The sequence below is a fragment of the Fusobacterium sp. JB019 genome (assembly GCA_030673965.1).
In the GTDB taxonomy this organism is placed as follows: domain Bacteria; phylum Fusobacteriota; class Fusobacteriia; order Fusobacteriales; family Fusobacteriaceae; genus Fusobacterium_B.
Genome location: JAUTCN010000004.1, coordinates 1 through 25067 on the forward strand (window position 1 = coordinate 1; position 25067 = coordinate 25067).

The window sequence follows — 25067 nt, forward strand, 5'->3', positions numbered from 1 at the left end:
AGACAACTTGTTAAAATAATTAGAGAAGAAGGAGCTATGAAAGCTATTATCACTTCTGAAGATTTAACAGAAAAAGAACTAGCTGAAAAATTTAACAGTTTTGATAATTCAAAAGCTGTCAGTGAAGTTAGTACAAAAGAAATTTATAAAATTCCTGGTTCTGGTAAAAAAGTTGGTGTTATGGATTTTGGAATAAAAAGAAATATCCTTAGAAATTTTGAAAACAGAAACTGTGATCTTGTTGTTTTCCCATGGAATACTACAGCAGAAGAAATTTTAAAATATGACTTAGATGGTTTGTTCTTATCTAATGGACCTGGAGATCCTGCTGATTTAGAAGATGTTATTTCTGAAATTAAAAAAATAGTTGGAAAACTACCAATAGCTGGAATTTGCTTAGGACAACAATTATTAGCTTGGGCTTTAGGAGGTTCTACAACAAAATTAAAATATGGTCATAGAGGTTGTAATCATCCAGTTAAAGATTTAGATAGAAATAGAATCTATATTACTTCTCAAAACCATGGATATGTAGTTGACAAAGTTCCTGATTCTATGAGAGTTACTCATATTAATCTAAATGATAATTCTATTGAAGGTCTAAGAAGTGATGATTTACATATTATGAGTGTTCAATACCATCCTGAGGCTTGGCCTGGACCAGAAGATAACAACTATTTATTTGATGACTTCTTAGAATTATTCGAATATAAATTTAAAAAATAACTATAAATTGTAGGATATTTATTGATTTTAATTATTAATATTTAAATTGGAGGGTTTTAATGATAGATAAAAATATAAAGAAAACATTAGTTATAGGTTCTGGACCAATAATAATAGGACAGGCTGCTGAGTTTGATTACTCTGGAACTCAAGCATGTGAAACTTTGAAAAAAGAAGGTATTGAAGTTGTATTAATAAACTCTAATCCTGCAACAATAATGACAGATAAAGCTGTTGCAGATAGAATTTATATAGAACCAATTACCGTTGAATTTGTTGAAAAAGTAATTGAAAAAGAAAAACCTGATTCAATACTTGCTGGTATGGGAGGACAAACAGCTTTAAATATGGCTGTTGAACTTAAAGAAAAAGGTATCTTAGATAAATATAATGTTAGAATTATAGGAACTTCTATCGAATCGATAAAGAGAGGAGAAGACAGAGAACTTTTCAGAGAAGCTATGGAGAAAATAAGCGAACCTATTATCGAAAGTAAAATTGTAGAAAGTTTAGAAGAAGGATTCGATGTAGCAAGATCAATTGGTTATCCAGTTGTAGTAAGACCTGCTTATACTTTAGGAGGAACTGGTGGAGGTTTTGCTCATAATCCAAAAGAACTAGAAGACATTTTATCTAAAGGATTAAGCCTTTCTAGAGTAGGACAAGTTTTAATAGAAAAATCTATTCTAGGTTGGAAAGAAGTGGAATATGAAGTTGTTAGAGATAAAAATGGTAACTGTATAACAGTATGTAATATGGAAAATATTGATCCTGTAGGTATTCATACTGGAGACTCAATTGTTGTAGCTCCTTCTCAAACATTATCTGATAGAGAATATCAAATGCTTAGAACATCTGCTTTAAAAATTGTAGATGAAATCGGAGTTGTAGGAGGATGTAATGTTCAATTTGCTCTAAATCCAAAATCTTTTGAATATGCTATTATAGAAATAAATCCTAGAGTTTCTAGATCTTCTGCTCTAGCTTCTAAAGCTACAGGATATCCAATCGCAAGAGTTGCTACTAGACTTTCTTTAGGTTATACTCTTGATGAAGTAAAAAATGAAGTTACTGAAAAAACTTATGCTTGTTTTGAGCCAACACTAGACTATATAGTAGTTAAAATTCCTAAATGGCCTTTCGATAAGTTTAAAAAAGCTAATAAAAAATTAGGAACAAAAATGATGGCAACAGGTGAAATCATGGCCATTGGAAATAATTTTGAAGCTGCCTTACTTAAAGGGTTACGTTCTTTAGAAATTGGAAGATTTAACTTCAACCATCCTTCTGTTAGCAAAATGTCAATGGAAGAACTTAAAGCAGCTGTTGTAAAACCAGACGACATCAGAATATTCATTGTAGCAGAAATGTTAAGAAGAGGTTATATTAAAGAAAAATTACAAAGAATAACAGGTATCGATAAATTCTTTATGGAAAAACTAGAATGGATTGTTAAACAAGAAGAAATTTTAAAGAAAACTAAATATAAAGATTTTAAACCAGAATATCTAAGAAAATTAAAAAAGAAAGGCTTTTCTGATAAAGGAATTTCTGAATTCATGAATGTTTCAGAAAAAGATATCGAAAGAAAAAGAAAAGAAAATAATATTTATCCAGTTTATAAAATGGTTGATACTTGCGCTGGAGAATTCGCAGCAGATTCATCTTATTACTATTCAACTTACGACGAGTATGATGAAGTAACAGTATCTGATAAAAGAAAAATAATAGTTATCGGTTCTGGACCAATAAGAATAGGACAAGGAATTGAATTTGATTATTGTACTGTTCACACTGTTAAAACACTTAAAAAACTAGGTATTGAAAGTATTATAATCAACAATAATCCTGAAACAGTATCTACTGATTTTTCAACAGCAGATAAATTATATTTTGAACCATTAGTTACTGAAGATGTTATGAATATAATAGAAAAAGAAAATCCTGAAGGAGTTATCCTTCAATTTGGAGGTCAAACTGCAATTAAACTTGCTAAAGAATTAGCTAGACGTAATATTAAAATACTAGGAACTTCCGCTGAAAAAATTGACGAAGCTGAAGACAGAGAAAAATTTGAAGAAATGATGGAAGAATTAGATATTAAAAGACCTAAAGGAAGAGCTGTATGGGATGTAAATCATGGTATTGAAATCGCAAATGAAATTAAATATCCTGTTCTTGTAAGACCATCATATGTTCTAGGTGGACAAGGAATGGAAATTTGCCATGATGAATATAATTTAGTTAAATATCTAGAATCTTCTTTCGATAGAGATCCTGAAAATCCTGTACTAATTGACAAATATCTAAATGGTATTGAACTTGAAGTAGATGCTATCTGCGATGGAGAAAATGTAATTATTCCTGGGATTATGGAACATTTAGAAAGAGCAGGAGTACATTCAGGAGATTCAATAACTGTTTATCCTCAACAAAACCTATATGAAGGAACTGAAGAAGAAGTTTTAAAAATTTCTAAACAAATTTCTAAAGCTCTAGAAATAAAAGGAATGATGAATATCCAATTTATAGCTTACGAAAATGAACTATATGTTATAGAAGTTAACCCAAGATCTTCAAGAACAGTTCCATACATATCTAAAATATCAGGTATGCCAGTAATAGAAATAGCTACAAAAGTAATTTTAGGTCAAACTTTAGAAGAAACTGGATATAAACCTGGAATTTATAAAAAGCCTAATTTAGTAGCTGTAAAAGTTCCAGTTTTCTCAACTGAAAAACTTGGAGATGTTGAAGTTTCTTTAGGACCAGAAATGAGATCTACTGGAGAAGTCCTAGGGGTTGGAAATACAATAGATGAAGCTATTTATAAAGGATTACTAGCTGGTAAAAGAGTTAATAAAGTTTCTGATAAAAATATTCTTCTTACAATAAGAGATAAGGATAAAGAAGAGTTCTTACCTATTGCTAAAGAATTAATTGATTTAAACTGTAAACTATTTGCAACAGCTGGAACAGCTAAATTCCTTCAAGAAAATAATGTTGAAGCTTCAAAAATAAATAGAATAGGAGAAAATTCTCCAAATATTCTTACAGCTATACAAAATAAAGATATTGATTTAATTATAAACACCCCAACAAAAGCAAACGATGCTCAAAGAGATGGATTTAAAATGAGAAGAACCGCTATTGAATATGGAGTGGAAGTTCTTACTTGTTTTGATACTCTTAACGCTATAATTAAAACAGAAAAGAAACATTTTAAAGATAAAGAATTAGATATTTTCGATATCTCTAAAATTTAGCTTGATTATTTAAACAAAATAGGTATAATAAAAACAAAGAAGTTGTTTCTCTAAATGAAACAACTTCTTTATAACTTTAAATAATTATTTTCAGTCTAAATTATTAGATAACAAATTTTTATTTTTTAGGAGGTTTTACATGTATAATTTTAATAATGATGGTTATTCGCTTAACCAAGATGTATCTACAAACAATAAGCTTTTAAGGTCCGCTTTTTCATATATGGTGCTTGGACTTTTAGTTACTTTTTCAGTTCCAGCTTATATATTATTTTTCAATCAATATTTTTTAGGAACTATTTTTAAATTTTATCTTCCTATTATTATTGGAGAATTTGTGTTAGTTATTACTCTTTCTGCTGGAATAAATAAAATTTCTAAATCCACTGCAGCTTTTATGTTTTTTCTTTATTCCTTTTTAAATGGACTTCTTTTTTCATTAATTGGAGCAGCTTATAATTTAGATGTAATATTTTATGCTCTTTTAACAACTATTGTTATGTTTGCTGTCCTTGCTATTTATGGATACACTACAAATGAAGATTTAAGTAAATATGGTGGCTTTTTAAAAACAGGTCTTATTTCTTTAATTCTTATGAGTTTAATAAACTTATTTTTCAAAGTTCCTAGTTTATATTGGATGGTTACTATTTTAGGTGTTGTTCTTTTTTCTGCTTTAATTTGTTTTGATGTTAACAGAATTAAAAGAATGACCTATCAAATTTCATCTGGAAATGAAGAAGCTGTTGGAAAAATGGGAATAATTGCTGCTTTAACACTTTATTTAGATTTTATCAATTTATTCTTATATCTTCTAAGAATTTTCTCTAGAAAAAAATAATAATTTTAAAAGAGCAAAAATTTTTGCTCTTTTTTTATTAAAGAAATTTTAATTATTTACTTTTTTTTTACAATATGGTATCTTTATACTTAGGGATATAGTATATTACTATATTATTAATGGGTAAAAATTGAATATTTAGGAGGTAAAATGTATTTAGACATTATCTTTAAAGTCGTAGGGGGATTGGGGATTTTCCTTTACGGTATGGACAATATGTCTGGTGGAATGCAAAAGCTTGCAGGTAAAAAATTAAAAAAAATACTTGCTGCTCTGACCACAAACAGATTTATTGCTATTTTTATGGGATTTTTTGTTACAATGCTTGTTCAATCATCTTCTGTTAGTACAGTTATGACGATTGGTTTTGTTAATGCATCTTTGCTTACATTAAAACAAGCCTTAGGAGTTATTCTTGGTGCTAATATTGGTACCACAGTAACTGGTTGGTTACTAGTTTTGCATTTAGGTAAGTATGGACTTCCTATAGCCGGAATTGCTGCTATTGCCTTTGTTTTTGTGAAAAAAGATCGTTCAAAAACAAAAGCACTTACTATTATGGGATTTGGACTTATTTTTTTAGGATTAGAATTAATGAGTAATGGTTTAAAACCAATTCGTTCTATGCCTGAATTTTTAAATCTATTTAAACTATTTGTAGCTGATTCATACTTTGGAGCTTTTAAAGCTGCTCTTGTTGGAGCATGTATAACCGCTGTTGTACAATCATCTTCAGCTACTCTAGGAATTACTATAACACTTGCATTACAAGGATTAATTGACTATCCTACTGCTGTTGCACTTGTTCTAGGAGAAAATGTAGGAACTACAATAACTGCTTTTTTAGCAACTTTAACTGCTAATACCAATGCTAAAAGAGCTGCCTATGCTCATAGTATTATTAATATCGTTGGGGTTTGCTGGGTTATTTCTATATTTCCTTATTATCTAAAAATTCTAAATTTAGTTGTTGATTCTACTCAAAATATTACTGTTGGTATAGCAACCGCTCATACTATGTTTAATATTTTAAACGTTTTATTATTCACCCCTTTTGTAGGACCTTTATCTAAACTACTGAAATTTTTGGTGAAAGACGATGGAAAGCAAGACAATAAAGTTACTAAACTAGATTCTCTTATGGTTGCTACTCCAGGGGTTGTTGTAGAACAAACCAAAATAGAAATTTTAACTATGGGACAATATATAAAAGAAATGCTATTTTCTTTAGAAGAAATTTTTGCTAAACAAAAAGAAATTTCAGAAAATAAAATAGAAAGATTACAACATGTAGAAGACAGTTTAGATTTATACCAAAAAGAAATTACAGATGTTAACTTTATGATTTTAAATAAAGATTTAAGTGACAATCTTATTGAAGAAACTAGAAAAAACTTAGATGTTTGTGACGAATATGAAACTATCAGTGACTATTGTCTTCGTATTGCTAAAGCTTTAAAAAAAATTCAAGATAACGAAATTCAACTTACTGAAGTAGAAAGAAAAATTTTATTTAAATTAAATGAAAGTATTGAACTATTATTCAGAGAAGTAAATATTTCTTTTGAAGCTAAAGATAAAGAAAGATTCCTTAAAGCGATTACAAAAGCTAATAAAATAACATCTGACTTTAAAAAAGCAAGAGAATATCATTTGAAAAATGCTTCTCAAGCTGGAGTTCCTGTTATGTTAAGTACTGGTTATATGGATATACTAAATTACTATAGAAGAATAAGAGATCATTTATTTAATATTATTGAAGTATTTACAAGATTATAAACAAAAGAGAGAATTTACTTCTCTCTTTTTTATTTTATTGCTTATTTAAATAATAAATGATAATATAAAAAGAGCGACATTAGCCGCTCTTTAAAATTAACTATTAATATTATTTTTTAATTATTTTCCTTTAATGTATGCCCTGCAAATCTATTTACTATTATTGCTAAAGCACCGTCACCTGTTACATTACAAGCAGTTCCAAAACTATCTTGTGCTAAATAAAGAGCTATCATTAAAGATAATAATTCAGGTGGGAATCCTAGCATTGTATCTAGTAATCCTAATGCTGCCATTACAGCTCCTCCTGGAACTCCTGGAGCAGCTACCATTGTAACTCCTAGCATTAGTATAAATCCAAAGAACATTGTAAATGAATAATTCATTCCATTTAACATCATTACAGCTAATGAACAACTTGTTAAAGTTATAGTTGATCCTGATAAATGAATTGTTGCAAATAATGGTACTGCAAATTCTGCAACTCCTTCATTTACACCATTATTTTTAGTAGACTGTAAAGTTACTGGAATTGTTGCAGCTGATGATTGTGTTCCTATTGCAGTGAAATATGCAGGAATCATTTTTCTTATTAAAGAAATTGGATTTTTTCCTCCCAATGTTCCAGCTACAAAATATTGTAATAGAATAATAGACCAATGTAATATTATTACTATTCCAAACACTCTTGCAAATACGCTCATTATTGTTTCAACTTGACCTGCATAAGTCATGTTAGCGAAAATTCCACAAATATGAAGAGGTAAAAATGGAATAATTATAACTTTAATAATTCCCTCTACTATTCCTTGGAATTCATTCATAACATTTTTTATAGCATCACTTTTTGAAGCAGCAACTCCAATCCCAATTACAAATGCCATTAGTAAAGCTGTCATAACTCCCATAATTGGTGGCATATCAACTTTAAAGAATCCGCTTACTAAAGCATGTTCTGGATTAGATGCATCTAAATGTAATGAACCTACTTTCAAGAAAGAAGGGAATATTGCACTGTCTACAAAAAATGCTATTGATCCTGATATAACAGTAGAGCAATAAGCAACAAGTGTAGCTACTCCTAATAATTTACCAGCATTGGAACCTAAATCTCCAATCCCTGGAGCAACAAACCCTATTATAATTAATGGAATTACGAATCCTAAGAAGTTTCCAAAAATACCATTAAATGTAGCTAATAATTCAACAATAAATAATACTCTCATTTTACCTATAATTATACCGATTATTATACCGATTATCAATTTAGGTAATAGACCTAGTTTTTTCATAAAATCTCCTCCCTATAAACCATATTAATTAATAGTTAATTCCGATTCTTAAAAAAAATGTACAGAAAGGAACCTTTCTATACAATTTTCTATACACTAATATATACACCATATTAGAAGAAAATGCAAGTTATTTTAATAAAATTTTGGAGGTAATAATGATAAAAGGAAACACTCATGGAATAAAAAGCCATATCTTAAAAGAACTAGATGAACTTTTAAACGAAAAAATTGAAAAACAATTTTTCATAAAAAAAGAACTTATTTTTAGAATTTCTGAAATTAGTTCAAAAATTAACAAAGAAATTAGTATTACTATTAATAGAAATGGTAAAATTATAGACATTAATATTGGAGATAATAGCAGTGCTTCTATTCCTAATATTTCTTTTAAAGAAAAAAAACTTAGTGGTTATAGAATTATCCATACACATCCTAATGGAAACTCTAAACTTTCTGATGTTGATATTTCAGCTCTTATAGAGCTAAAATTAGATTCAATGATTGCTATAGGAATAGATCCTGATGGAAAGATTACAGGTATTAACTTTGCTTTCTGTAAAATTAAAAATAATAATTTTTATCACGAAGAATTTACAGTTAAAAATATTGAAGCTGTCGAAGAATTTAATTATTTAGCGAAAATTCAAGAAATTGAAAAAGAATTAAAAAACAAAGAAAATACTGAAGATGACCAAGAATATGCTATTTTAGTTGGTAGAGAAAGTAAAGATAGTCTTCTTGAACTGAAGGAATTAGGAAAAGCTTGTGATATAGAAACTGTTGATATTATGTTACAAAAAGGAACCAATATAGATAAAAAATTCTATATTGGAAAAGGGAAAGTAGCTGAATTATCCCAATTAAAACAAATTAGATCTGCTAATTTAATTATTTTTGATGAAGAACTTTCAGGAATTCAAATAAGAAATCTTGAAGAAGCTACAAATTGTAAAGTTATAGATAGAACTTTTTTAATTTTAGAAATTTTTGCAAGAAGAGCTAAATCTAAAGAAGCTAAAATTCAAATTAAATTAGCCAAGCTAAAATATGAAAGTGCTCGTTTGATCGGTCTTGGAACTACCTTATCTAGAATAGGAGGAGGAATTGGAAATAGGGGGCTTGGAGAAACTAAATTAGAATTAGATAGAAGAAATATTAAAGATAAAATTTCTTCTCTAAAAAAAGAACTTACAAAAATTAAAAATATCAGAACAGTTCAAAGAGAAAAAAGAGAAAACTCTGGAATCGGTAAAATTTCTCTTGTAGGTTATACAAATGTAGGTAAATCAACTCTTAGAAATCTAATTGTTAAAGAATATTGTGATGAAAATACAGCTAAAACAGAAAGTGTTCTTGCTAAAAATATGCTATTTGCTACTTTAGATACAACTATTAGAGTTATAAAATTAAATTCTAACAAAGAAGTTGCATTTATTGATACTGTTGGATTTATTAGAAAATTACCTCATGATTTAATAGAAGCTTTTAAATCAACTTTAGAAGAAGTTATTTATTCAGATGTTTTAATTCATGTTGTTGATGTTTCTAGTGAAAATTTACATCAAGAAATAGAAGTTGTTGAAAAAGTATTAAAAGAATTACAATCTGATGATAAGCCAACTATACTAGCTTTAAATAAAACTGATTTAGTTACAGAAGATAAACTTAAAGAAATTAAAGAAAAACTTAATAAATATAATCTTATTGAAATTAGTGCTAAAAATAACATTAATATAGATACTTTACTTGATACTGCTAGTGATTTGCTTCCCAATACAAACAAAGAAATCGAGTACTTAATACCATATAGTGATACCTCTATTTCTTCATATTTACATAATAATTCAGCTATTTTAGAAGAAGAGTTTTTAGCTAATGGAATAAGAATAAAAGCTCTAGTTGATGAAAAAACTTTTAATAAATATAAAAAATTTATGATTTTATCTTGATTTTAATGCTAAAATATGATAAAATCGTAAAAATGTAAAAAAAACGGAGGTAAAAATGATTAGGTATTTATTAAAAAATTTAAAATTATTTCTTTTAAATTTCATTTTTACTTTTTTTAATTATTTTGATTTTTATAAAAATTTCAATTATTATTTTAATATTATAGAGAATAAAAATTACTAATTTTGTAATTTTTATTCTTTTTTTTTTAAGGAGGATATTTATGAAAGACATTATCTCTATTAAAAATTTTACCAAAGATGAAATTTTAGAAATTTTAAAAGAAGCTAAAAGCTTAAAAGAATTTCCTAAAACAAATCTTATTGAAAATAAAATTGTTGCTACTCTCTTCTTTGAACCATCAACAAGAACTAGACTTTCATTCACTTCAGCAAGCTTTAAAATAGGAGGTAAAGTTCTTGGATTTGATAGTCCTGATGCTACCTCTTTAAAAAAAGGAGAAAGTTTAAGAGATACAATTAAAGTTACTGAAGGTTATGCCGATATAATTATTATGAGGCATTTAAGGGATGGAGCTGCTAAATTTGCTAGTGAAGTTGCCAATGTTCCTATAATTAATGCTGGCGATGGGGCAAACGAACATCCTAGTCAAACTCTTCTAGATTTATATACAATTAAAGATAATCTTAAATCTATTGATAATTTAACTACTGCTTTTATCGGTGATCTCAAATATGGAAGAACTGTGCATTCTTTAACTGAAGCTCTATCTAAGTTTCAAGGGCAAACTTTTTACTTTATAGCTCCTGAAGAAATACAGATTCCTAAAGAAATTCAAAAAGAATTAGATTTAAAAGGAATCAATTATAAACTACTTTCTGATTATAAAGAAATATTAAAAGAAGTTGATGTTCTTTATATGACTAGAATTCAAAAAGAAAGATTTGAAAATCCTGAATTATATGAAAAAGTAAAAAATACATTTGAAATTTCTAAAGAAACTATTTTAGGAAAATGTAAAGAAAATATGATTATATTACATCCTTTACCTAGGGTAAATGAAATCAATATTGATTTAGATGATACTAAACACGCTTTATATTTTGAACAAGCTAAAAATGGAGTACCTGTAAGAGAAGCTATGATTGGAATTGCCTTAGATAAAATTAATATTGCTTCAATAAAAAAAGAAACATCTATTGTTAAAAAAAGTAATCAAAATATTTGTCCAAATAAAAATTGTATAACTAAATTTGAACAAACAGAAAATAATATAGTCATAAAAAATAATGAAAAATTCTGTTATTATTGTGGAAAAAAAATTAATTAATATATTAGGAGGAATATATGTTTTTAGAAGATTGCGTAGTTTTAGAAAATAATAAAATTTCAGATTCGTATTATTTATTAAAGTTAAAAGGGGAGAAATCTATCTCCTCAGCTAAACCTGGACAGTTTTACATGCTTCAATGTAAAAATGAATCAACTTTATTAAGAAGACCAATTAGCCTTCATTATATAAATAAAGAGAAACAAATCATTGAATTTTATTATGAAGTTAAAGGAAAAGGAACTAATGAATTTAAAAATATAAAACCTGGAGAAAATATAAATTTACAAGGACCTTTAGGAACTGGTTTTAATACTGATATTGAAAACAAAAATATTGTTATTATTGGTGGAGGAATGGGAATGGCTCCTATGAAATTTTTAACAGAAGCTCTTTCTCCTAAAAATAATGTAACTTTTATTTGTGGAGGTAGAAATAAAGAGAGTATGAATATTTTAGATAATTTTAATCTTGAAAATATCAAGACAATTATAACTACTGATGATGGTTCCCTTGGTATAAAAGGAAATGTAACTATCCCTCTTTTAGAAACTTTAAAAAATAAAAACATTTATAAAATATACACTTGTGGCCCTCAAATAATGATGAAACACATTATGAATATAGCTAAAAAAAATAATATCTTATGCGAAGTTTCCCTTGAAGAAAGAATGGGATGTGGAGTTGGAGCTTGTGTTGGATGCTCTATTCTTACAAAAGAAGGTATGAAAAAAGTATGTAAAGATGGTCCTGTATTTGATAGTAAAATTATAATTAACGATTAATTGAGGAGGCTTAAATTGAATAAATTAAATGTAAATTTTTTAGGAATTAATTTTGACAACCCTATCTTAACTTCTTCTGGTTGTTTTGGATTTGGACTAGAATATAAAGATTATTTTAATCCTAATGAATTAGGAGGAATTGTTCTTAAAGGCTTAACTTTAGAACCTCGAACAGGAAATATTGGAACTAGAATAGCCGAAACTCCTAGTGGAATCCTAAATTGTGTAGGACTTGAAAATCCTGGAATTGATGTATTAGAAAAAGAAATCATTCCAAACTTAAAAAAACAAGGAATTAACACAAAAATAATTGTGAATATAAATGGAAGTACTGTTGAACAATATGTCGAAATTGCTAAAAGAGTTAATGAAATAAAAGAAATTGATATGGTAGAATTAAATATATCTTGTCCTAATGTTAAAGATGGTGGAATGGCTTTTGGAGCTAATCCTGAAGTTGCGGGAAAAACTACAAGAGAAGTAAGAAAAGTTTTAAATAAACCATTAATTGTTAAACTTTCTCCAAATGTTACAAATATTGTTGAAATTGCTAAAATTGTAGAAGAAAATGGAGCAGATGCTATTTCAATGATAAATACTTTATTAGGTATGAGAATTGATATTAACAAAGGTACTCCTATCTTAGGAAATACTTTTGGTGGATTATCAGGACCTGCTGTTAGACCAGTTGCAGTAAGAATGGTTTACCAAGTTGCTCAAAATGTTAACATCCCTATAGTTGGAATGGGGGGAATTAATTCTTGGGAAGATGCTGTTGAATTTATTATGGCTGGAGCTACTATGGTTTCAATAGGAACAGGAATTTTTCCAAATCCTCTTTTACCCCTAGAAGTAAAAGAAGGATTAAATAATTACTGTATTAAGAATAATTTAAAAAATTTACAAGATATAAAAGGAATAGCTTTTAAAAAATAATATTTTTATATAAATGGAGGATTAATTATGAATGCAAAAAATAAATTAATAATAGCTTTAGATTTCCCTACAATGGAAAAAGCTGTAGAATTAGTTGAAAAATTAGGAGATGAAGCTACTTTTTATAAGGTTGGATTAGAATTATTCCTAAATTCCAAAGGAGAAATGATTGAATATTTAAATAATAAAAATAAGAAAATATTTTTAGATTTAAAATTCCATGATATTCCAAATACAACAGCCATGGCATCTGTCTTTGCTGCTAAAAAAGATGTTTTTATGTTTAATGTTCACGCAACTGGTGGAAAAAAAATGATGACTAAAGTTGTAGAAGAAGTTAGAAAAATAAATAATTCTTCTCTACTTATAGCAGTTACAATCCTTACTAGTTTTTCAGAAGAAGAAATACAAGAAACTTTCCAAACAAAGGCTAACATTCAAGAATTAGCTATGAATTTAGCTAACTTAACTAAAGAATCTGGAATGAACGGAATAGTTTGTTCTCCTTGGGAAGCTAATTCCATCAAAAAATCACTTGGAGAAGAATTTAAAACTGTTTGTCCTGGAGTAAGACCTCTTTGGGCTGCTACTAACGATCAAAAAAGAATTATGACTCCTAAAAAAGCTATTTTAAATGGATGTGATTTCTTAGTTGTTGGAAGACCTATTACTAAAAATGAAGATCCTATAAAAGCTGTACAATTAATTCTTAAAGAAATTGAAGAAGGAATAGTTGAAAAAAATAATTAATCAAAAGAGGTGATAAAATGTTAATTAAAAATGCTTTAATTTTTATAAATAATAAAGCTGTATCTAAAGATATTTTAATTGAAAATGAAAAAATTATAAAAATTCAGGAAAACATATCTATCTCCTCTCATGCAAATGATGAAATCATAGATGCTGAAGGAAAATATATACTTCCTGGAATAATCGATCCTCATACTCATATGAGAGATCCTGGTCTTACTTATAAAGAAGACTTCTCAACTGGAAGTATGGCATGCGCTAAGGGAGGAATAACAACTTTTTTAGATATGCCTAACACTATCCCAAACACTACTACAAAAGAAGAACTTTTAAATAAAAAAGAACATTCCAAAAATAGAAGTTTTGTCGATTATGCCTTTTATTTTGGTGGAAGTAAGCTAGATAACAGTAACGAAGTTAAAAAAGTTAAAGATATTTCAGTGGCAACTAAAATTTTTATGAATGTTTCTACAGGTAATATGCTTGTAGAAGATGAAGAAATATTAATAAATATTTTTAAAAATTCAAAGTTAGTAGCTGTACATGCAGAAGGAAAAATGGTGAAAAAAGCTATTGAAATTTCTAAAAAAACTGATACACCTGTTTATTTATGTCATCTTTCAACTAAAGAAGAAATAGAATACTTAAAAGAGGCTAAAAAAAATAATCTTAAAGTTTATGGAGAAGTTACTCCCCATCATTTATTTTTAAATAAAGATAATTTAAAAGATAACCCTCTTTTGGTTATGAAACCAGAACTAAAAACAAAAGAAGATAATCTCGCTCTTTTAGCTGCTATAAATGAAGGAATCATTGATACTATCGGAACTGATCATGCTCCTCATACATTTGAGGAAAAATCAAATAATCTTATTTATGGTATCCCTGGAGTAGAAAATTCATTAGAATTAATGTTACAAGCTGTAAAAGAAAAGAAAATAAATATTACTCAATTAATGAAATTAATGAGTGAAAATCCTAGCAAAATATTTGGATTAAAATCAAAAGGAAATTTAAAAGTTGGATATGATGCTGATATTATATTAGTTGATTTAAACATTGATGAAAAAATATCTGATAAAAATATCATATCAAAATGTAACTGGACACCTTACAAAGGATTTAAAAAAGGTGGAAAAGTTATCATGACTATTGTAAGAGGAAATATTGTATTTAATAATAATAAATTTAATAATTTGAAAATAGGAAAGGAAGTGGTTTAATATGAATAGAGCGAAAGGTGTTGCTAATTCTTTGTTATCAGTAGGAGCTGTAAAATTAAATGTAAAAGAACCTTTTACTTTTGTATCTGGAATAAAAAGCCCTATTTACTGTGATAACAGAAAAATGATTGGATATCCTGAAGAAAGAAAAATTGTTATAGATGGATTTATTGATATATTAAAAGATAAAGATTTTGATATAGTGGCAGGAACTGCTACAGCAGGAATTCCTTGGGCTGGATTTATAGCTGAAAGATTAAATGTTCCTATGGCTTATATCCGTTCTGCTAAAAAAGATCATGGAGCTGGACAACAAATAGAGGGAGCTAGCTTTGAAGGAAAAAGAGTTATTGTTATAGAAGATTTAATTTCAACTGGTGGAAGCTCTATTAAAGCTGTTCAAGCTGCTAGAGAAGCAGGAGCTAAAGAAGTTGAAGTAGTTGCTATATTCTCTTATGAGTTCCCTAAAGCAATAGAAAATTTTAAAAATGCTAATGTCAAGCTTGAAAATATCTCTAATTTTACAACTCTTATAGAACTTGCTACTGAAAAAGAATATCTTAATTTAGAAGAAAAAGAAATTGCTTTAAAATGGAATAAATCTCCAAATACTTGGAAGAAATAATTTATCCTAAAAGCAAACAAAAAAAGAAAATGAAAAGGGGCAATTTTCATTTTCTTTTTTATTTATAAGTATAAGATTAAGGAAATCAGACGGGTTATTAGGAATTCAATTCCGCCTTCTATAAATGAATTTTATCAATAATATTGTGTTTTGTAAAATATTATTATATAATGGTACTATAAGCAAAACTTATAAGGAGAAAATCAATGACACTTAAAGAAATGGAATATGTTATTACAATTGCTAAATATGAAAGTTTTTCAAAAGCCGCTGATGTACTTTTTGTAAGTCAATCTGCTCTAAGTCAAGCTATTACAAAACTTGAAAAAGAATTAGGATTGCAACTTTTTAGACGTAACAACAAAAATGTTTCTTTGACTTTTGCTGGAGAAATGTTTTTTAAAAAAGGTGAAGAAATATTAAATCTTACTAGTAGATTCAGTAATGAATTAAATACTTTAGCTTCTTGTAAAAAAAGAATTATTAGACTTGGGATCCATCAATCTTATGGTAAGTATTTTTTACCTAAGTTAATTCCTTTCTACAAAAAATTATTACCTAATGTGCAGATAAAAATGATTGAAGATTATTCAGCTAATTTAGAAAAATTATTATTAGAAGATAAGTTAGATGTTATTATTTCCACTTTCCAAGAAAAAAATTCTAAACTTTCGTACAAGAAATTTTTTGAAGAAAATATTCTTTTAGCTATAGCTAAAAATAATCATCTAAACAGAGATTTTGACGAAGATGAAAACATTAAAGAAATTGACTTAACTAATTTTAAAGATGAAAACTTTATATTGTTAATCAAAGAATTTAAATCTAGAAAAATCATTGATAATATTTGTAAAAGTTTAAATTTTACACCTAACTGTATTCTAGAATCAAAAGATTTTGATACAATAAATTCTTTAGTTGCTCAAAATATGGGAGTTGGTTTTGTCCCAAGTTCTATAAATAAAGATCGAAATTCCAATTACTATAAAATAAAAAATGTTGATAGTAATAGAAATTTCTATATTGTTTATAAGAAAAATATTGTTCATAGACCTTATATTATTGCAGAATTTATTAAACTTGCAGAAAATGCAATGATTAACTATTAAATAAAAAAAGGTGAGAATTTAAATTCTCACCTTTTTATTTTAGAATGATAACCCACCTGAAATAGGAATTGTTACTCCTGTAATATAAGAAGATTCATCACTTGCTAAGAATAAAACTGTATTTGCTACATCTTCTTTTGTTCCCATTCTTTTTAAAGGAACTCCACTTAAAATATTATCTACAGCTTTTTCTGATAATTTATCTGTCATTGGACTTTGAATAAATCCTGGAGCAACACAGTTAACTCTAATTTGAGCTCCCTTTCTTGCCAACTCTTTTTTCCAAGTTTGTGTCATACCAATTACTCCTGCTTTAGTTGCAGCATAATTTGTTTGACCTATATTCCCATATATTCCTACTACTGATGATAAAGTTACTATTGATCCCTTTTTATGTTTTGTCATAATTGGAGCAACTGCTTGAGTTACATTAAAAACTCCTTTTAAGTTGATTTCAATTACAGAATCCCATTGAGATTCTTTCATTCTTACAAAAGGTCCATCTTGAGTTATTCCAGCATTATTTACTAAAATATCAATAGTACCATATTCCTCTGCTATTTCTTTAACTAATTCTTTTATTCCTTCTCTATCTGTTACATTTAATATTTTTCCAACTACATTTTCTTGCTCATATTCACAAGGATTGATATCACATGCTATAACAACTTTTGCCCCTTCTGATGCAAATTTTTCAACTATGGCTCTACCTATCCCCATTGCTCCACCTGTTACTAAAGCAACTTTTCCTTCTATTCTATTCATAAATACCTCCTATTTTTTTCAATTACACATGTAATTATATATTTTTTTATATTTTTTGTCAATATGTATATAAACTAATTGACTTGATTAACTTATTAGACTAAAATATTAAAAGATTTAACTATAAAGGAGATGATCCCCTATGAAAGCTAATCTTTTTAGATTTTATATAGCTTATTTTTTATTAAATACTATTAATAATCTAATTCACCCTGTTACACCTGCATATATAAAATTAATGAACATGCCTAATTATATGTTCGGTTTACTGTTTTCTTCAATGGCTCTTGGTCATTTAATGCTTTCACCATTTTGGGGAAATATTAGTGATCGTATTGGACGAATCCCTATTATTAGAATTTGTATTGGTGGATATGCCATTGGCCAATTAGGTTTTGCTACGTTTAGTATACCACAGATTATACTTCTTTGCAGATTTTTAAGTGGCCTTTTTTCTGGAGGATTTCAAGTTATTGCTCTTGCTTATATAGCTGATATAACTTATAAAGAAAATAAAGCAAAAGCTTTATCCTTTTATGCTGCTATCTCAACTATAGCTCGTTCCTTTGGATTTTTTATAGGAGGAATGGTTGGTACTTTAAATATTTATTATGCCTTCATTTTGCAAATAATACTCCTATCTTGTGAAACTATTTTTTTGGGTAAATATTTACCTGAAAGTTTAACTGATCAAAATAAAAGTAAAGAAAAAATTAATTTTTTCCAAAGTTTAAAAATATTTGATTTAAAAAAAGGAAAAAAAATATTAACTTTCCCTCTCATTATCTTTTTTATAGGAGTGATGCTTAGTGAATTTTCAAGAGTTGGTTTTAATAACAGTTTTAATTTCCATTTAAAAGCAGGTTTAAATTTACCCCCCTCTTATAATGGAACTACTATGGGAATTATCGGAATTTTAAGTCTGATTATTAATTTAACTATTAATCCTTACATTATAAAAAAGTTTAATTTAAGAAAAACTTTACCTCTTATTTTAGTTACAAATGGAATAATTGGATTATTACTAATAATATTTAACAATAGTCTCAACTTATTCTTTAGTATAAGTATTCTATTTTATATGCTTAATGCTCTATATATTCCTATTCAACAATCATTATATACAGAAGGTTACAATAAAAATTATGGATTACTTTCTGGATATTTTAATGCTTCTAAATCTATAGGAATGATTTTAGGAGGACTTATTTCTGGATTTGCTTACAATTATTTTACTATGTTACCTTTTGCTTTAGTTAGTTTTTCTTTTTTAATAGCAGGTATTTTATATACAATAAATTGTAAACAATTTAGTATAAATATTAACAAATAAAAATCACCTGCATAGGTGATTTTTATTTGTTTTAAATAGATTTTTTTATTATTATTGATTTAAAAATATTATATGTTACAAAACCTAGGGGAGCTCCTTTTGGCTTATTCAAATTTTTCTTTTCTGTATAATCTACCACTACTTTTTCACCAATTGAGGCTTTTGAATGATAAGCAGCTAACTCTCCTATTTTTTTTATAAAATCATCAGATTCTTCAAAATCTTCTTTTCTTACAATTATATGAGAACCTGGTATATCTTTTATATGAAACCAAACATCATTTTTATTAGCAAACTTGAAAGTTAAATAATCATTTTCTTTATTATTTCTTCCATAATAAAGTACTTTATCTCCTATTTCAAAAGTTCCATAACTTGGATCTTTAGCTTTCTTTTTCTTTTTAGTTTTTACTCTTTCCTTTATTATTTTTTCTTCAATTAATTCAATCTCTAAATTTTTTAATTCATTTATTTTTTCACTAGAATTAATAAAAAATAAAACACTTTCTAGATAAAATTTTCTATTTTTAAACTCCAAAATTCTTTCATTGGAAATTTTTAATCCTTTTTTTAATTTTGAATATTTCTTATAAATCTTATTTAAATTATTTTGAGGACTTAAAAAAGGATCAATTTCAATTTCAATATCTTTATTATTATAAAAATCATAAGTTTTTACTATCTTGTCTCCCCTTTTAACTGAATACATTATAGAAGCAAATATATCCCCTCTTTCTTTATATTCTTTATAATTAGACATAATTATTATATCTTTTTCTATATTCTTAATTATTTTTTTAGCTTTTTTTATTTCTTTTTCAACCTTAGATACTAACTTATTTTTTAAAACAACAAAAGAAGAAGCTAATAATTTTGAATCTATATATTCCACAATCATTTCATTAAAAGTTTCATATTCTTTTATATCATCATAATCTTTAGGCTTTATTTCTAAAACTGTTGCTAATATAGGAATATTATCTTTTAAATATATAACTGGCTTTATAGGTTCTCTTAATGATTTTTTTAAATCTTCATATGATTTTAAAATTTCAGTTGTTTTTTTACCTATTCCATCTATATTTTTCAAAAGAGTTTGTTCATTTAAATATTTATTAAAATTTTCTTCACTAACAAAGTTAGGATTTTCTTTTTTTAATATTACAGGTTGAACATATTTAGCCCCTTTAAATAAAAATCTTAAAGAATTTTCTTCTATTGAAAATTTCTTTAATAATCCTATAATTTCTTCTTTATCATCTGTTAAAATTATATTAGAATGTTTCCCCATTATTTCAAAATATAAATAATTTTTTTCTATTTCTCCTAAAGCATTTAATTTTGAAAAAGTAAACTTTATTATTCTATCATAACCTACTTGTTCTATTTTTTTTAAAGCAGAGTTAACTATATATTTCCTCAAAATCATTAAAAAATTTGAATTCTCTTCTATAACTCTTTCTTCTTTTTTTTCTGTTATATAACATATTGGAAAAGACGGACTACAAGAAAAAATTAATTTCTTTTTTCCAAAATTTAAACTCAAAGATAGGGAAGAATTTTGAAAAATTTTCCCTATCTTTTTATTTAATATATTGTTTTCTAATTCAGGTATAATTTTAGAAAGAGAAATCCCATCTAAATATAACACTATCCCTCTTTTCTCACTACAATTATATTTTTAGCATCTAATGCATTTAATTCTAAAATTTCTCCGTCTTGTTTTATTAGAACTATTTTTTCATTTTCTTTTATATCTTTTATCATTAATTCTGTATACGAATGTATCCCATTCCCCATGAAATAATCTTGAACAATTGGTGTCCCTTTTATTTCTATTACTGATACTTTAGAACCTATTGGAAAATCTGTTATTGAACTAGGCTTTAAAAATTTTGATTTATCCTTTAAATTTGCCAATATTTTTTCAAATGTTTTTAAAAACACATCTAAATCTTCTTTATTTATATTTTCTGTAATAGTTGCCATTATTGTTTTATGATAATTGTTATGGTATTCTAAAGCCTTCGAACCTTTTGGAGTTAAAGAAACATAAACTTTTCTTCTATCTACATTTGATCTTGCTCTCATTGCAAAACCTTTTTCTTCTAATTTTGTTATTGCAACTGTTGCTGTTCCCATTGTTATTGCTAATCTTTCTGACAATGTATTCATTGTTATTGAATCTTCTCCAATAGCTTCTATTATATGTAACTCTGTATGAGTTAAACATTTTATTCCATTTTTTAAAGCTAAATCTTCTGATTCATAGAATAATTTATAGAAATTTTCAAATATCTCATTTACTTCCTTTATATAAGACATACTATCCCTCCTTTTTAAGATTAGAAATTCTTTCTTGGTATTCTCCTTTAAAGACATAAGAACCTGCAACAAAAACATTGGCTCCTGCTTCTTTACATTTTGTTATAGTTTTATCTGTTATTCCTCCGTCTACTTCTATTTCAACGTCCTTATTCATTTTTCTAATTTCCCTAATTTTTTCTACCGAACTTTCTATAAAGCTTTGTCCTCCAAATCCAGGATTAACACTCATTACTAATACTAAATCTAATTCATCTATTACATATTTTAAAACTTCTGGAGAAGTAGCGGGATTTAAAGAAACTCCTACTTTTACTCCATAAGATTTTATTTGTTGAATAACTCTATGTAAATGAACTGTAGATTCTGCATGAACTACTATTATATCTGCCCCTGCCTTTACAAAATCTTCTATATATCTTTCTGGACTAGTTATCATTAAATGTACATCAAAAGGAAGTTTTGTTTTCTCTCTAATACATTTTATAACCGGAGCTCCAAAAGTAATATTTGGAACAAAAATTCCATCCATAACATCTATATGAACCCAGTCAGCTCCTGCTTTATCTATAGCAATGATTTCCTCCCCTAATTTACTAAAATCTGCTGATAATATTGAAGGAGCAACCTTAATACTTTTCATAATTTTTCCACCTTTCATTTTTTAATTTTTCATATACTTTTTTATAAAAATTATATCTTATTTCAGATATTTTTCCTTTTTCAACCATTTCTTTTATTAAACATTTAGGTTCATTTATATGCCTACAATCTAAAAACTTACAATATTCTCCGTCTTCTAATTGAAATTCTGAAAATAATGAAATTAATTCATTAAAATCTTTTATTGGAGGAATTTCTATAGAAGAAAATCCTGGAGTATCAATTACATATCCACCGCAAATAGAAGGTAGCAACTTAGAATCTCTTGTCGTATGTTTCCCTGCCTTTAATCTTTTACTAGTTTCTCCAACTATTAATTCTTTTGATTCTTGTAAAAAATTAAGTATACTAGATTTCCCTACTCCACTAGGTCCTCCAAAAGCAACTGTTTTATTTTTTATCTTATCTTCCAATTCTTTTATTCCTATATTCTCATAAGTTGAAATTAAAAATACAGGAATATTAATATCTTTCAAATATTGTAATTTTTCATTTAATTCTTCTTTTTCTTCATTTGTTAATAAATCTATTTTATTTACTACAACAATAGGAGATACTTTATAATAAGAGCTATTTAACAATAAGAAATTTAATCTATCTATTTCTAAAACAGGATCCTTTGCTGCAAACTGTATTACTAAAAAATCTATATTAGAAACTAAAGGTCTATTTATAATATTTTTTCTTTCATATACTTTTGTTATATATCCATCCTCTGATATATCTACAAAATCTCCAACAACACAGTTATCCTTCTTATCTTTTCTTTTAAGAATTCCCCTAAGCTTACATTCATAAGTTTCTTCTCCTGATTTAACATAATAAAATCCTTGAATTTTATTAATTATTCTTCCTTTTATATATATCAACTCCTTATTTTGATACTATTAAATTTATATTAGAACCTGAAGAAATTTTACTTTTTATCTCCAAATTTGTATCTACAACAATTCCAGATTCTAGCCCCTCAACTTCTATTGTTTCTACTTTATCTATAAATATAGATTTTTTTTGCAAAATTTCTTTTGCTTCTTCTAAAGAAAAACCTATTACATCTGGAACTTCTACCATTTTATTTGATGTTCTATTGCTTACTAATATAAATATTCCATCTTTTGAATTCACATATTCTCCTGGCCCAGGATTTGTTGTTATCACTGAATTGTATGCTAATGGATAATCTGTTCTAGCTATATTTTTAATTTTTATTCCTCTTTCTTCTAGCATTCTTTTTACTTGAAATAACTGTTGACCTGAAAAATCTGGAACTTCATAATAATTTTCTCCCATACTAACCCATACTTTAACTGTCCTTCCTTTTTTTAAAATATGTTTTGCTTCAGGTTTTTGCATAAATATCTGACCTACTGGAAGTTTTGAAAAATCTTTTCCTACTACTTGTACCTTTATTATTTTATTTGGAATTTTTTCTTTAACTTCTTCTACTGTCATTCCTTTTAAATTTGGGTTAATATAAAAATTTTTATTAAAATATTTGTCCAAAAATATATTAACAGTAAAAAACAATGTAAATACTATTAATATAAAAGAAATTCCTATTTGTAAATTTTTTTTCATTCGTCCTCCTGATTAGTGTAAAATTTATTTAATTACACCTAGTAAAATGTTATCACATAAAACTTAAAATATCAATATTTAACTTGCTAAAACATACCTTAAATGATAAAATGAAATGTATAATTTTATGGTTATTATTATAAAATTTAAATATATTCAGGAGGAAATTATGGAAGGTAGTATAGAGGTTTTAATCCCTAGAGAAAAAGTTGAATCACGTATCAAAGAATTAGGAAAAATAATTGCTGAAGATTACAAGGATAAAGATTTAGTCTGCGTAGGACTTTTAAAAGGTTCAGTTATGTTCATGGCTGAGTTAACAAAAAGTATGGAAATCGATTTAGCAATGGATTTCATGAAAGTCTCTAGTTATGGTGGAGGAATGGACTCTACAGGAGTTGTTAAAATATTAAAAGACGTTGATGAAGATTTAACTGGAAAAGACGTTCTTATTATAGAAGATATTATAGATACAGGTCTTACAATAGCTAATGTTAAGGATTTTTTAGCTAAAAAAATGCCTAATTCTATAAAAGTTTGTTCTCTTTTAGACAAACCTAGTAGAAGAAAAGTAGATGTTAAAGGAGAATATATTGGTTTTGAAATTCCTGATGAATTTGTTGTTGGGTATGGATTAGACTTAGATGAAAAATATAGAAACTTACCTTTTGTCGGGAAATTTATTCAGAAAAAATAGGAGATGTAATGTCATTTAAACATAAAAAAAAATATGGCCAAAATTTTTTAACTGACCAAAATAATGTATTAGATAAAATAATAGAAGTTTCTAATCCTGGGGGAAATGAAGAAATCTTAGAAATCGGCCCTGGAGAAGGAGCATTAACTGAACTTTTATTAAAAAAATCTAAAAAAGTAAATTGTGTTGAAATTGACACTGATTTGGAAAAAATTCTTAGAAAAAAATTTAAAGATAAAGAAAATTTTAATCTAGTTATGGGTGATGTATTAGAAGTTAATTTAAATGAGTTTTTAATGCCTAATACTAAAGTTATTGCAAATATTCCTTATTATATAACTTCTCCTATAATTAATAAATTAATATCTCATAGAGATAAAATAGATGAAATTTATTTAATGGTTCAAAAAGAAGTTGGAGAAAGGGTGTGTGCTACTTCTGGGAAAGAAAGAAGTGTTCTTACATTAGCCGTTGAGTTCTTTGGAAAAGGAGAATATTTATTCACCATTCCAAAAGAATTTTTTACACCACCACCTAAAATTGATTCAGGATTTATTTCTATAAAACTACATCAAGATAAAAGATATGAAAAACAAATTTCAGAAAAAGTATTTTTCAAATATGTTAAGGCTGCTTTTTCAAACAAAAGAAAAAATATTGTAAACAATTTATCAACTTTAAAAATCTCTAAAGATTTAATAAAAGAAAAATTAGAAATTTTGGGAATTGCTCCAAATGAAAGAGCTGAAAATATAACAATTGATAAATTCATTGAATTAGCTAAGTTATTTGAAAACAAATAAATCAATAAATCGGGCTGGATAATTTTTAATATTCAGCCTTATTTTATAAATATAATTTTTTAATTAGGAGTGTTTAGTTATGAAAAGTTATGAATTTTTTATTCAAACTAGAAAAGAAGACATTGATTTTATTAATAAAATCATGGAAGCTTATGAAGGTATTGGAGTTGTAAGAACTAATGATCCTAAAAAAGGATTAATTACAATAATTACTACTACAGATTTTAAAGAAACAGCAAAAGAAATAATTATTGATTTAGGAAAAAATTATGTACAACTTGAAATCCTTAGAGAAGGATTATGGAATGGTAATTTATAATAAAAAAT

At 26.6% G+C, this 25067-nt stretch carries 23 protein-coding genes; 16 read left to right on the forward strand and 7 right to left on the reverse strand.

The features are described from left to right. The 4 genes from Q7K47_03565 to Q7K47_03580 all read left to right on the forward strand — a co-directional run. On the forward strand, positions 1–726 hold a 726-nt coding region (locus tag Q7K47_03565; GenBank protein MDP0506287.1), incomplete at its 5' end, for a carbamoyl phosphate synthase small subunit. Positions 727–785: 59 nt separating this feature from the next. Then, on the forward strand, positions 786–3992 hold the full coding sequence (gene carB, locus Q7K47_03570; protein ID MDP0506288.1) for a carbamoyl-phosphate synthase (glutamine-hydrolyzing) large subunit: 3207 nt from the start codon (positions 786–788) through the stop codon (positions 3990–3992). 139 nt (positions 3993–4131) lie between these two features. Continuing rightward, complete coding sequence (locus Q7K47_03575) at positions 4132–4833, forward strand: Bax inhibitor-1/YccA family protein (protein MDP0506289.1); 702 nt, start codon at positions 4132–4134, stop codon at positions 4831–4833. Between the two features lie 150 nt (positions 4834–4983). Beyond that, positions 4984–6612 (forward strand): Na/Pi cotransporter family protein, encoded by a 1629-nt coding sequence (locus Q7K47_03580; GenBank protein ID MDP0506290.1) that lies wholly within the window; start codon positions 4984–4986, stop codon positions 6610–6612. Between the two features lie 116 nt (positions 6613–6728). On the opposite strand, the gene Q7K47_03585 is transcribed toward Q7K47_03580, so the two are convergent. After that, on the reverse strand, positions 6729–7904 hold the full coding sequence (locus Q7K47_03585) for a dicarboxylate/amino acid:cation symporter (GenBank protein ID MDP0506291.1): 1176 nt from the start codon (positions 7902–7904) through the stop codon (positions 6729–6731). A 158-nt stretch (positions 7905–8062) separates the two neighbouring features. On the opposite strand from Q7K47_03585, the gene hflX reads away from it, so the two are divergent. The 8 genes from hflX to Q7K47_03625 all read left to right on the forward strand — a co-directional run bounded on the left by hflX (position 8063) and on the right by Q7K47_03625 (position 16576). Further along, on the forward strand, positions 8063–9856 hold the full coding sequence (gene hflX, locus Q7K47_03590) for a GTPase HflX (GenBank protein ID MDP0506292.1): 1794 nt from the start codon (positions 8063–8065) through the stop codon (positions 9854–9856). Positions 9857–10080: 224 nt separating this feature from the next. Next, positions 10081–11148, forward strand: a complete 1068-nt coding sequence (pyrB, locus tag Q7K47_03595; protein ID MDP0506293.1) for an aspartate carbamoyltransferase — start codon at positions 10081–10083, stop codon at positions 11146–11148. A 17-nt stretch (positions 11149–11165) separates the two neighbouring features. Further along, complete coding sequence (locus tag Q7K47_03600) at positions 11166–11933, forward strand: dihydroorotate dehydrogenase electron transfer subunit (protein MDP0506294.1); 768 nt, start codon at positions 11166–11168, stop codon at positions 11931–11933. Between the two features lie 15 nt (positions 11934–11948). Continuing rightward, on the forward strand, positions 11949–12869 hold the full coding sequence (locus Q7K47_03605; GenBank protein MDP0506295.1) for a dihydroorotate dehydrogenase: 921 nt from the start codon (positions 11949–11951) through the stop codon (positions 12867–12869). A 27-nt stretch (positions 12870–12896) separates the two neighbouring features. After that, positions 12897–13619 (forward strand): orotidine-5'-phosphate decarboxylase, encoded by a 723-nt coding sequence (gene pyrF, locus Q7K47_03610; protein MDP0506296.1) that lies wholly within the window; start codon positions 12897–12899, stop codon positions 13617–13619. Between the two features lie 17 nt (positions 13620–13636). Beyond that, on the forward strand, positions 13637–14842 hold the full coding sequence (locus tag Q7K47_03615) for a dihydroorotase family protein (GenBank protein ID MDP0506297.1): 1206 nt from the start codon (positions 13637–13639) through the stop codon (positions 14840–14842). Position 14843: 1 nt separating this feature from the next. Next, complete coding sequence (gene pyrE, locus Q7K47_03620; GenBank protein MDP0506298.1) at positions 14844–15467, forward strand: orotate phosphoribosyltransferase; 624 nt, start codon at positions 14844–14846, stop codon at positions 15465–15467. Positions 15468–15673: 206 nt separating this feature from the next. Then, positions 15674–16576, forward strand: a complete 903-nt coding sequence (locus Q7K47_03625) for a LysR family transcriptional regulator (GenBank protein ID MDP0506299.1) — start codon at positions 15674–15676, stop codon at positions 16574–16576. Positions 16577–16615: 39 nt separating this feature from the next. Here Q7K47_03625 and fabG read toward each other — a convergent pair whose 3' ends face one another. Then, entirely contained in the window at positions 16616–17341 is a 726-nt protein-coding gene (gene fabG / locus Q7K47_03630; GenBank protein MDP0506300.1) for a 3-oxoacyl-[acyl-carrier-protein] reductase, read from the reverse strand. Positions 17342–17483: 142 nt separating this feature from the next. Between fabG and Q7K47_03635 the strand changes: the two genes are divergently transcribed. Then, positions 17484–18674 carry an MFS transporter gene (locus tag Q7K47_03635; GenBank protein ID MDP0506301.1) on the forward strand — a complete coding sequence of 397 codons (1191 nt, stop codon included), beginning with the start codon at positions 17484–17486 and terminating at the stop codon, positions 18672–18674. 31 nt (positions 18675–18705) lie between these two features. Here the strand turns inward: Q7K47_03635 and Q7K47_03640 are convergent, their stop codons facing one another. From Q7K47_03640 to Q7K47_03660, 5 genes are read right to left on the reverse strand one after another with little or no spacing between them, the layout of a single operon-like run. Next, positions 18706–20325: an NFACT family protein gene (locus tag Q7K47_03640; GenBank protein MDP0506302.1), complete on the reverse strand. Its 1620-nt coding sequence runs from the start codon at positions 20323–20325 to the stop codon at positions 18706–18708. Then, the gene (locus Q7K47_03645; GenBank protein ID MDP0506303.1) at positions 20325–20999 is read right to left on the reverse strand and encodes a MarR family winged helix-turn-helix transcriptional regulator; all 675 of its coding nucleotides are present in this window, start codon (positions 20997–20999) and stop codon (positions 20325–20327) included. Before Q7K47_03645 ends, Q7K47_03640 begins: the two co-directional genes overlap by 1 nt. A 1-nt stretch (position 21000) precedes the next feature. Further along, positions 21001–21645: a ribulose-phosphate 3-epimerase gene (gene rpe / locus Q7K47_03650; protein ID MDP0506304.1), complete on the reverse strand. Its 645-nt coding sequence runs from the start codon at positions 21643–21645 to the stop codon at positions 21001–21003. Beyond that, positions 21629–22531 carry a ribosome small subunit-dependent GTPase A gene (rsgA, locus tag Q7K47_03655; GenBank protein MDP0506305.1) on the reverse strand — a complete coding sequence of 301 codons (903 nt, stop codon included), beginning with the start codon at positions 22529–22531 and terminating at the stop codon, positions 21629–21631. The genes rpe and rsgA overlap by 17 nt, the downstream gene beginning before the upstream one ends. Positions 22532–22535: 4 nt before the next feature. Further along, positions 22536–23240, reverse strand: a complete 705-nt coding sequence (locus tag Q7K47_03660; protein MDP0506306.1) for a PASTA domain-containing protein — start codon at positions 23238–23240, stop codon at positions 22536–22538. A gap of 169 nt (positions 23241–23409) precedes the next feature. On the opposite strand from Q7K47_03660, the gene hpt reads away from it, so the two are divergent. The 3 genes from hpt (at position 23410) to Q7K47_03675 (ending at position 25059) form a co-directional block, all read left to right on the forward strand. Next, positions 23410–23937: a hypoxanthine phosphoribosyltransferase gene (gene hpt / locus Q7K47_03665; GenBank protein MDP0506307.1), complete on the forward strand. Its 528-nt coding sequence runs from the start codon at positions 23410–23412 to the stop codon at positions 23935–23937. A gap of 8 nt (positions 23938–23945) precedes the next feature. After that, the gene (gene rsmA, locus Q7K47_03670) at positions 23946–24740 is read left to right on the forward strand and encodes a 16S rRNA (adenine(1518)-N(6)/adenine(1519)-N(6))-dimethyltransferase RsmA (GenBank protein MDP0506308.1); all 795 of its coding nucleotides are present in this window, start codon (positions 23946–23948) and stop codon (positions 24738–24740) included. 79 nt (positions 24741–24819) lie between these two features. Next, the gene (locus tag Q7K47_03675; GenBank protein ID MDP0506309.1) at positions 24820–25059 is read left to right on the forward strand and encodes a DUF4911 domain-containing protein; all 240 of its coding nucleotides are present in this window, start codon (positions 24820–24822) and stop codon (positions 25057–25059) included. Positions 25060–25067 lie beyond the last annotated feature (8 nt).

Excerpts from the sequence above, each read along its gene's own strand:
- carB (MDP0506288.1), top strand. The coding sequence starts at position 786 with ATGATAGATAAAAATATAAAGAAAACATTAGTTATAGGTTCTGGACCA.
- Q7K47_03575 (MDP0506289.1), top strand. The coding sequence starts at position 4,132 with ATGTATAATTTTAATAATGATGGTTATTCGCTTAACCAAGATGTATCT.
- Q7K47_03580 (MDP0506290.1), top strand. The coding sequence starts at position 4,984 with ATGTATTTAGACATTATCTTTAAAGTCGTAGGGGGATTGGGGATTTTC.
- Q7K47_03585 (MDP0506291.1), bottom strand. The coding sequence starts at position 7,904 with ATGAAAAAACTAGGTCTATTACCTAAATTGATAATCGGTATAATAATC.
- hflX (MDP0506292.1), top strand. The coding sequence starts at position 8,063 with ATGATAAAAGGAAACACTCATGGAATAAAAAGCCATATCTTAAAAGAA.
- pyrB (MDP0506293.1), top strand. The coding sequence starts at position 10,081 with ATGAAAGACATTATCTCTATTAAAAATTTTACCAAAGATGAAATTTTA.
- Q7K47_03600 (MDP0506294.1), top strand. The coding sequence starts at position 11,166 with ATGTTTTTAGAAGATTGCGTAGTTTTAGAAAATAATAAAATTTCAGAT.
- pyrF (MDP0506296.1), top strand. The coding sequence starts at position 12,897 with ATGAATGCAAAAAATAAATTAATAATAGCTTTAGATTTCCCTACAATG.
- Q7K47_03615 (MDP0506297.1), top strand. The coding sequence starts at position 13,637 with ATGTTAATTAAAAATGCTTTAATTTTTATAAATAATAAAGCTGTATCT.
- pyrE (MDP0506298.1), top strand. The coding sequence starts at position 14,844 with ATGAATAGAGCGAAAGGTGTTGCTAATTCTTTGTTATCAGTAGGAGCT.
- Q7K47_03625 (MDP0506299.1), top strand. The coding sequence starts at position 15,674 with ATGACACTTAAAGAAATGGAATATGTTATTACAATTGCTAAATATGAA.
- fabG (MDP0506300.1), bottom strand. The coding sequence starts at position 17,341 with ATGAATAGAATAGAAGGAAAAGTTGCTTTAGTAACAGGTGGAGCAATG.
- Q7K47_03635 (MDP0506301.1), top strand. The coding sequence starts at position 17,484 with ATGAAAGCTAATCTTTTTAGATTTTATATAGCTTATTTTTTATTAAAT.
- Q7K47_03645 (MDP0506303.1), bottom strand. The coding sequence starts at position 20,999 with ATGTCTTATATAAAGGAAGTAAATGAGATATTTGAAAATTTCTATAAA.
- Q7K47_03660 (MDP0506306.1), bottom strand. The coding sequence starts at position 23,240 with ATGAAAAAAAATTTACAAATAGGAATTTCTTTTATATTAATAGTATTT.
- hpt (MDP0506307.1), top strand. The coding sequence starts at position 23,410 with ATGGAAGGTAGTATAGAGGTTTTAATCCCTAGAGAAAAAGTTGAATCA.
- rsmA (MDP0506308.1), top strand. The coding sequence starts at position 23,946 with ATGTCATTTAAACATAAAAAAAAATATGGCCAAAATTTTTTAACTGAC.
- Q7K47_03675 (MDP0506309.1), top strand. The coding sequence starts at position 24,820 with ATGAAAAGTTATGAATTTTTTATTCAAACTAGAAAAGAAGACATTGAT.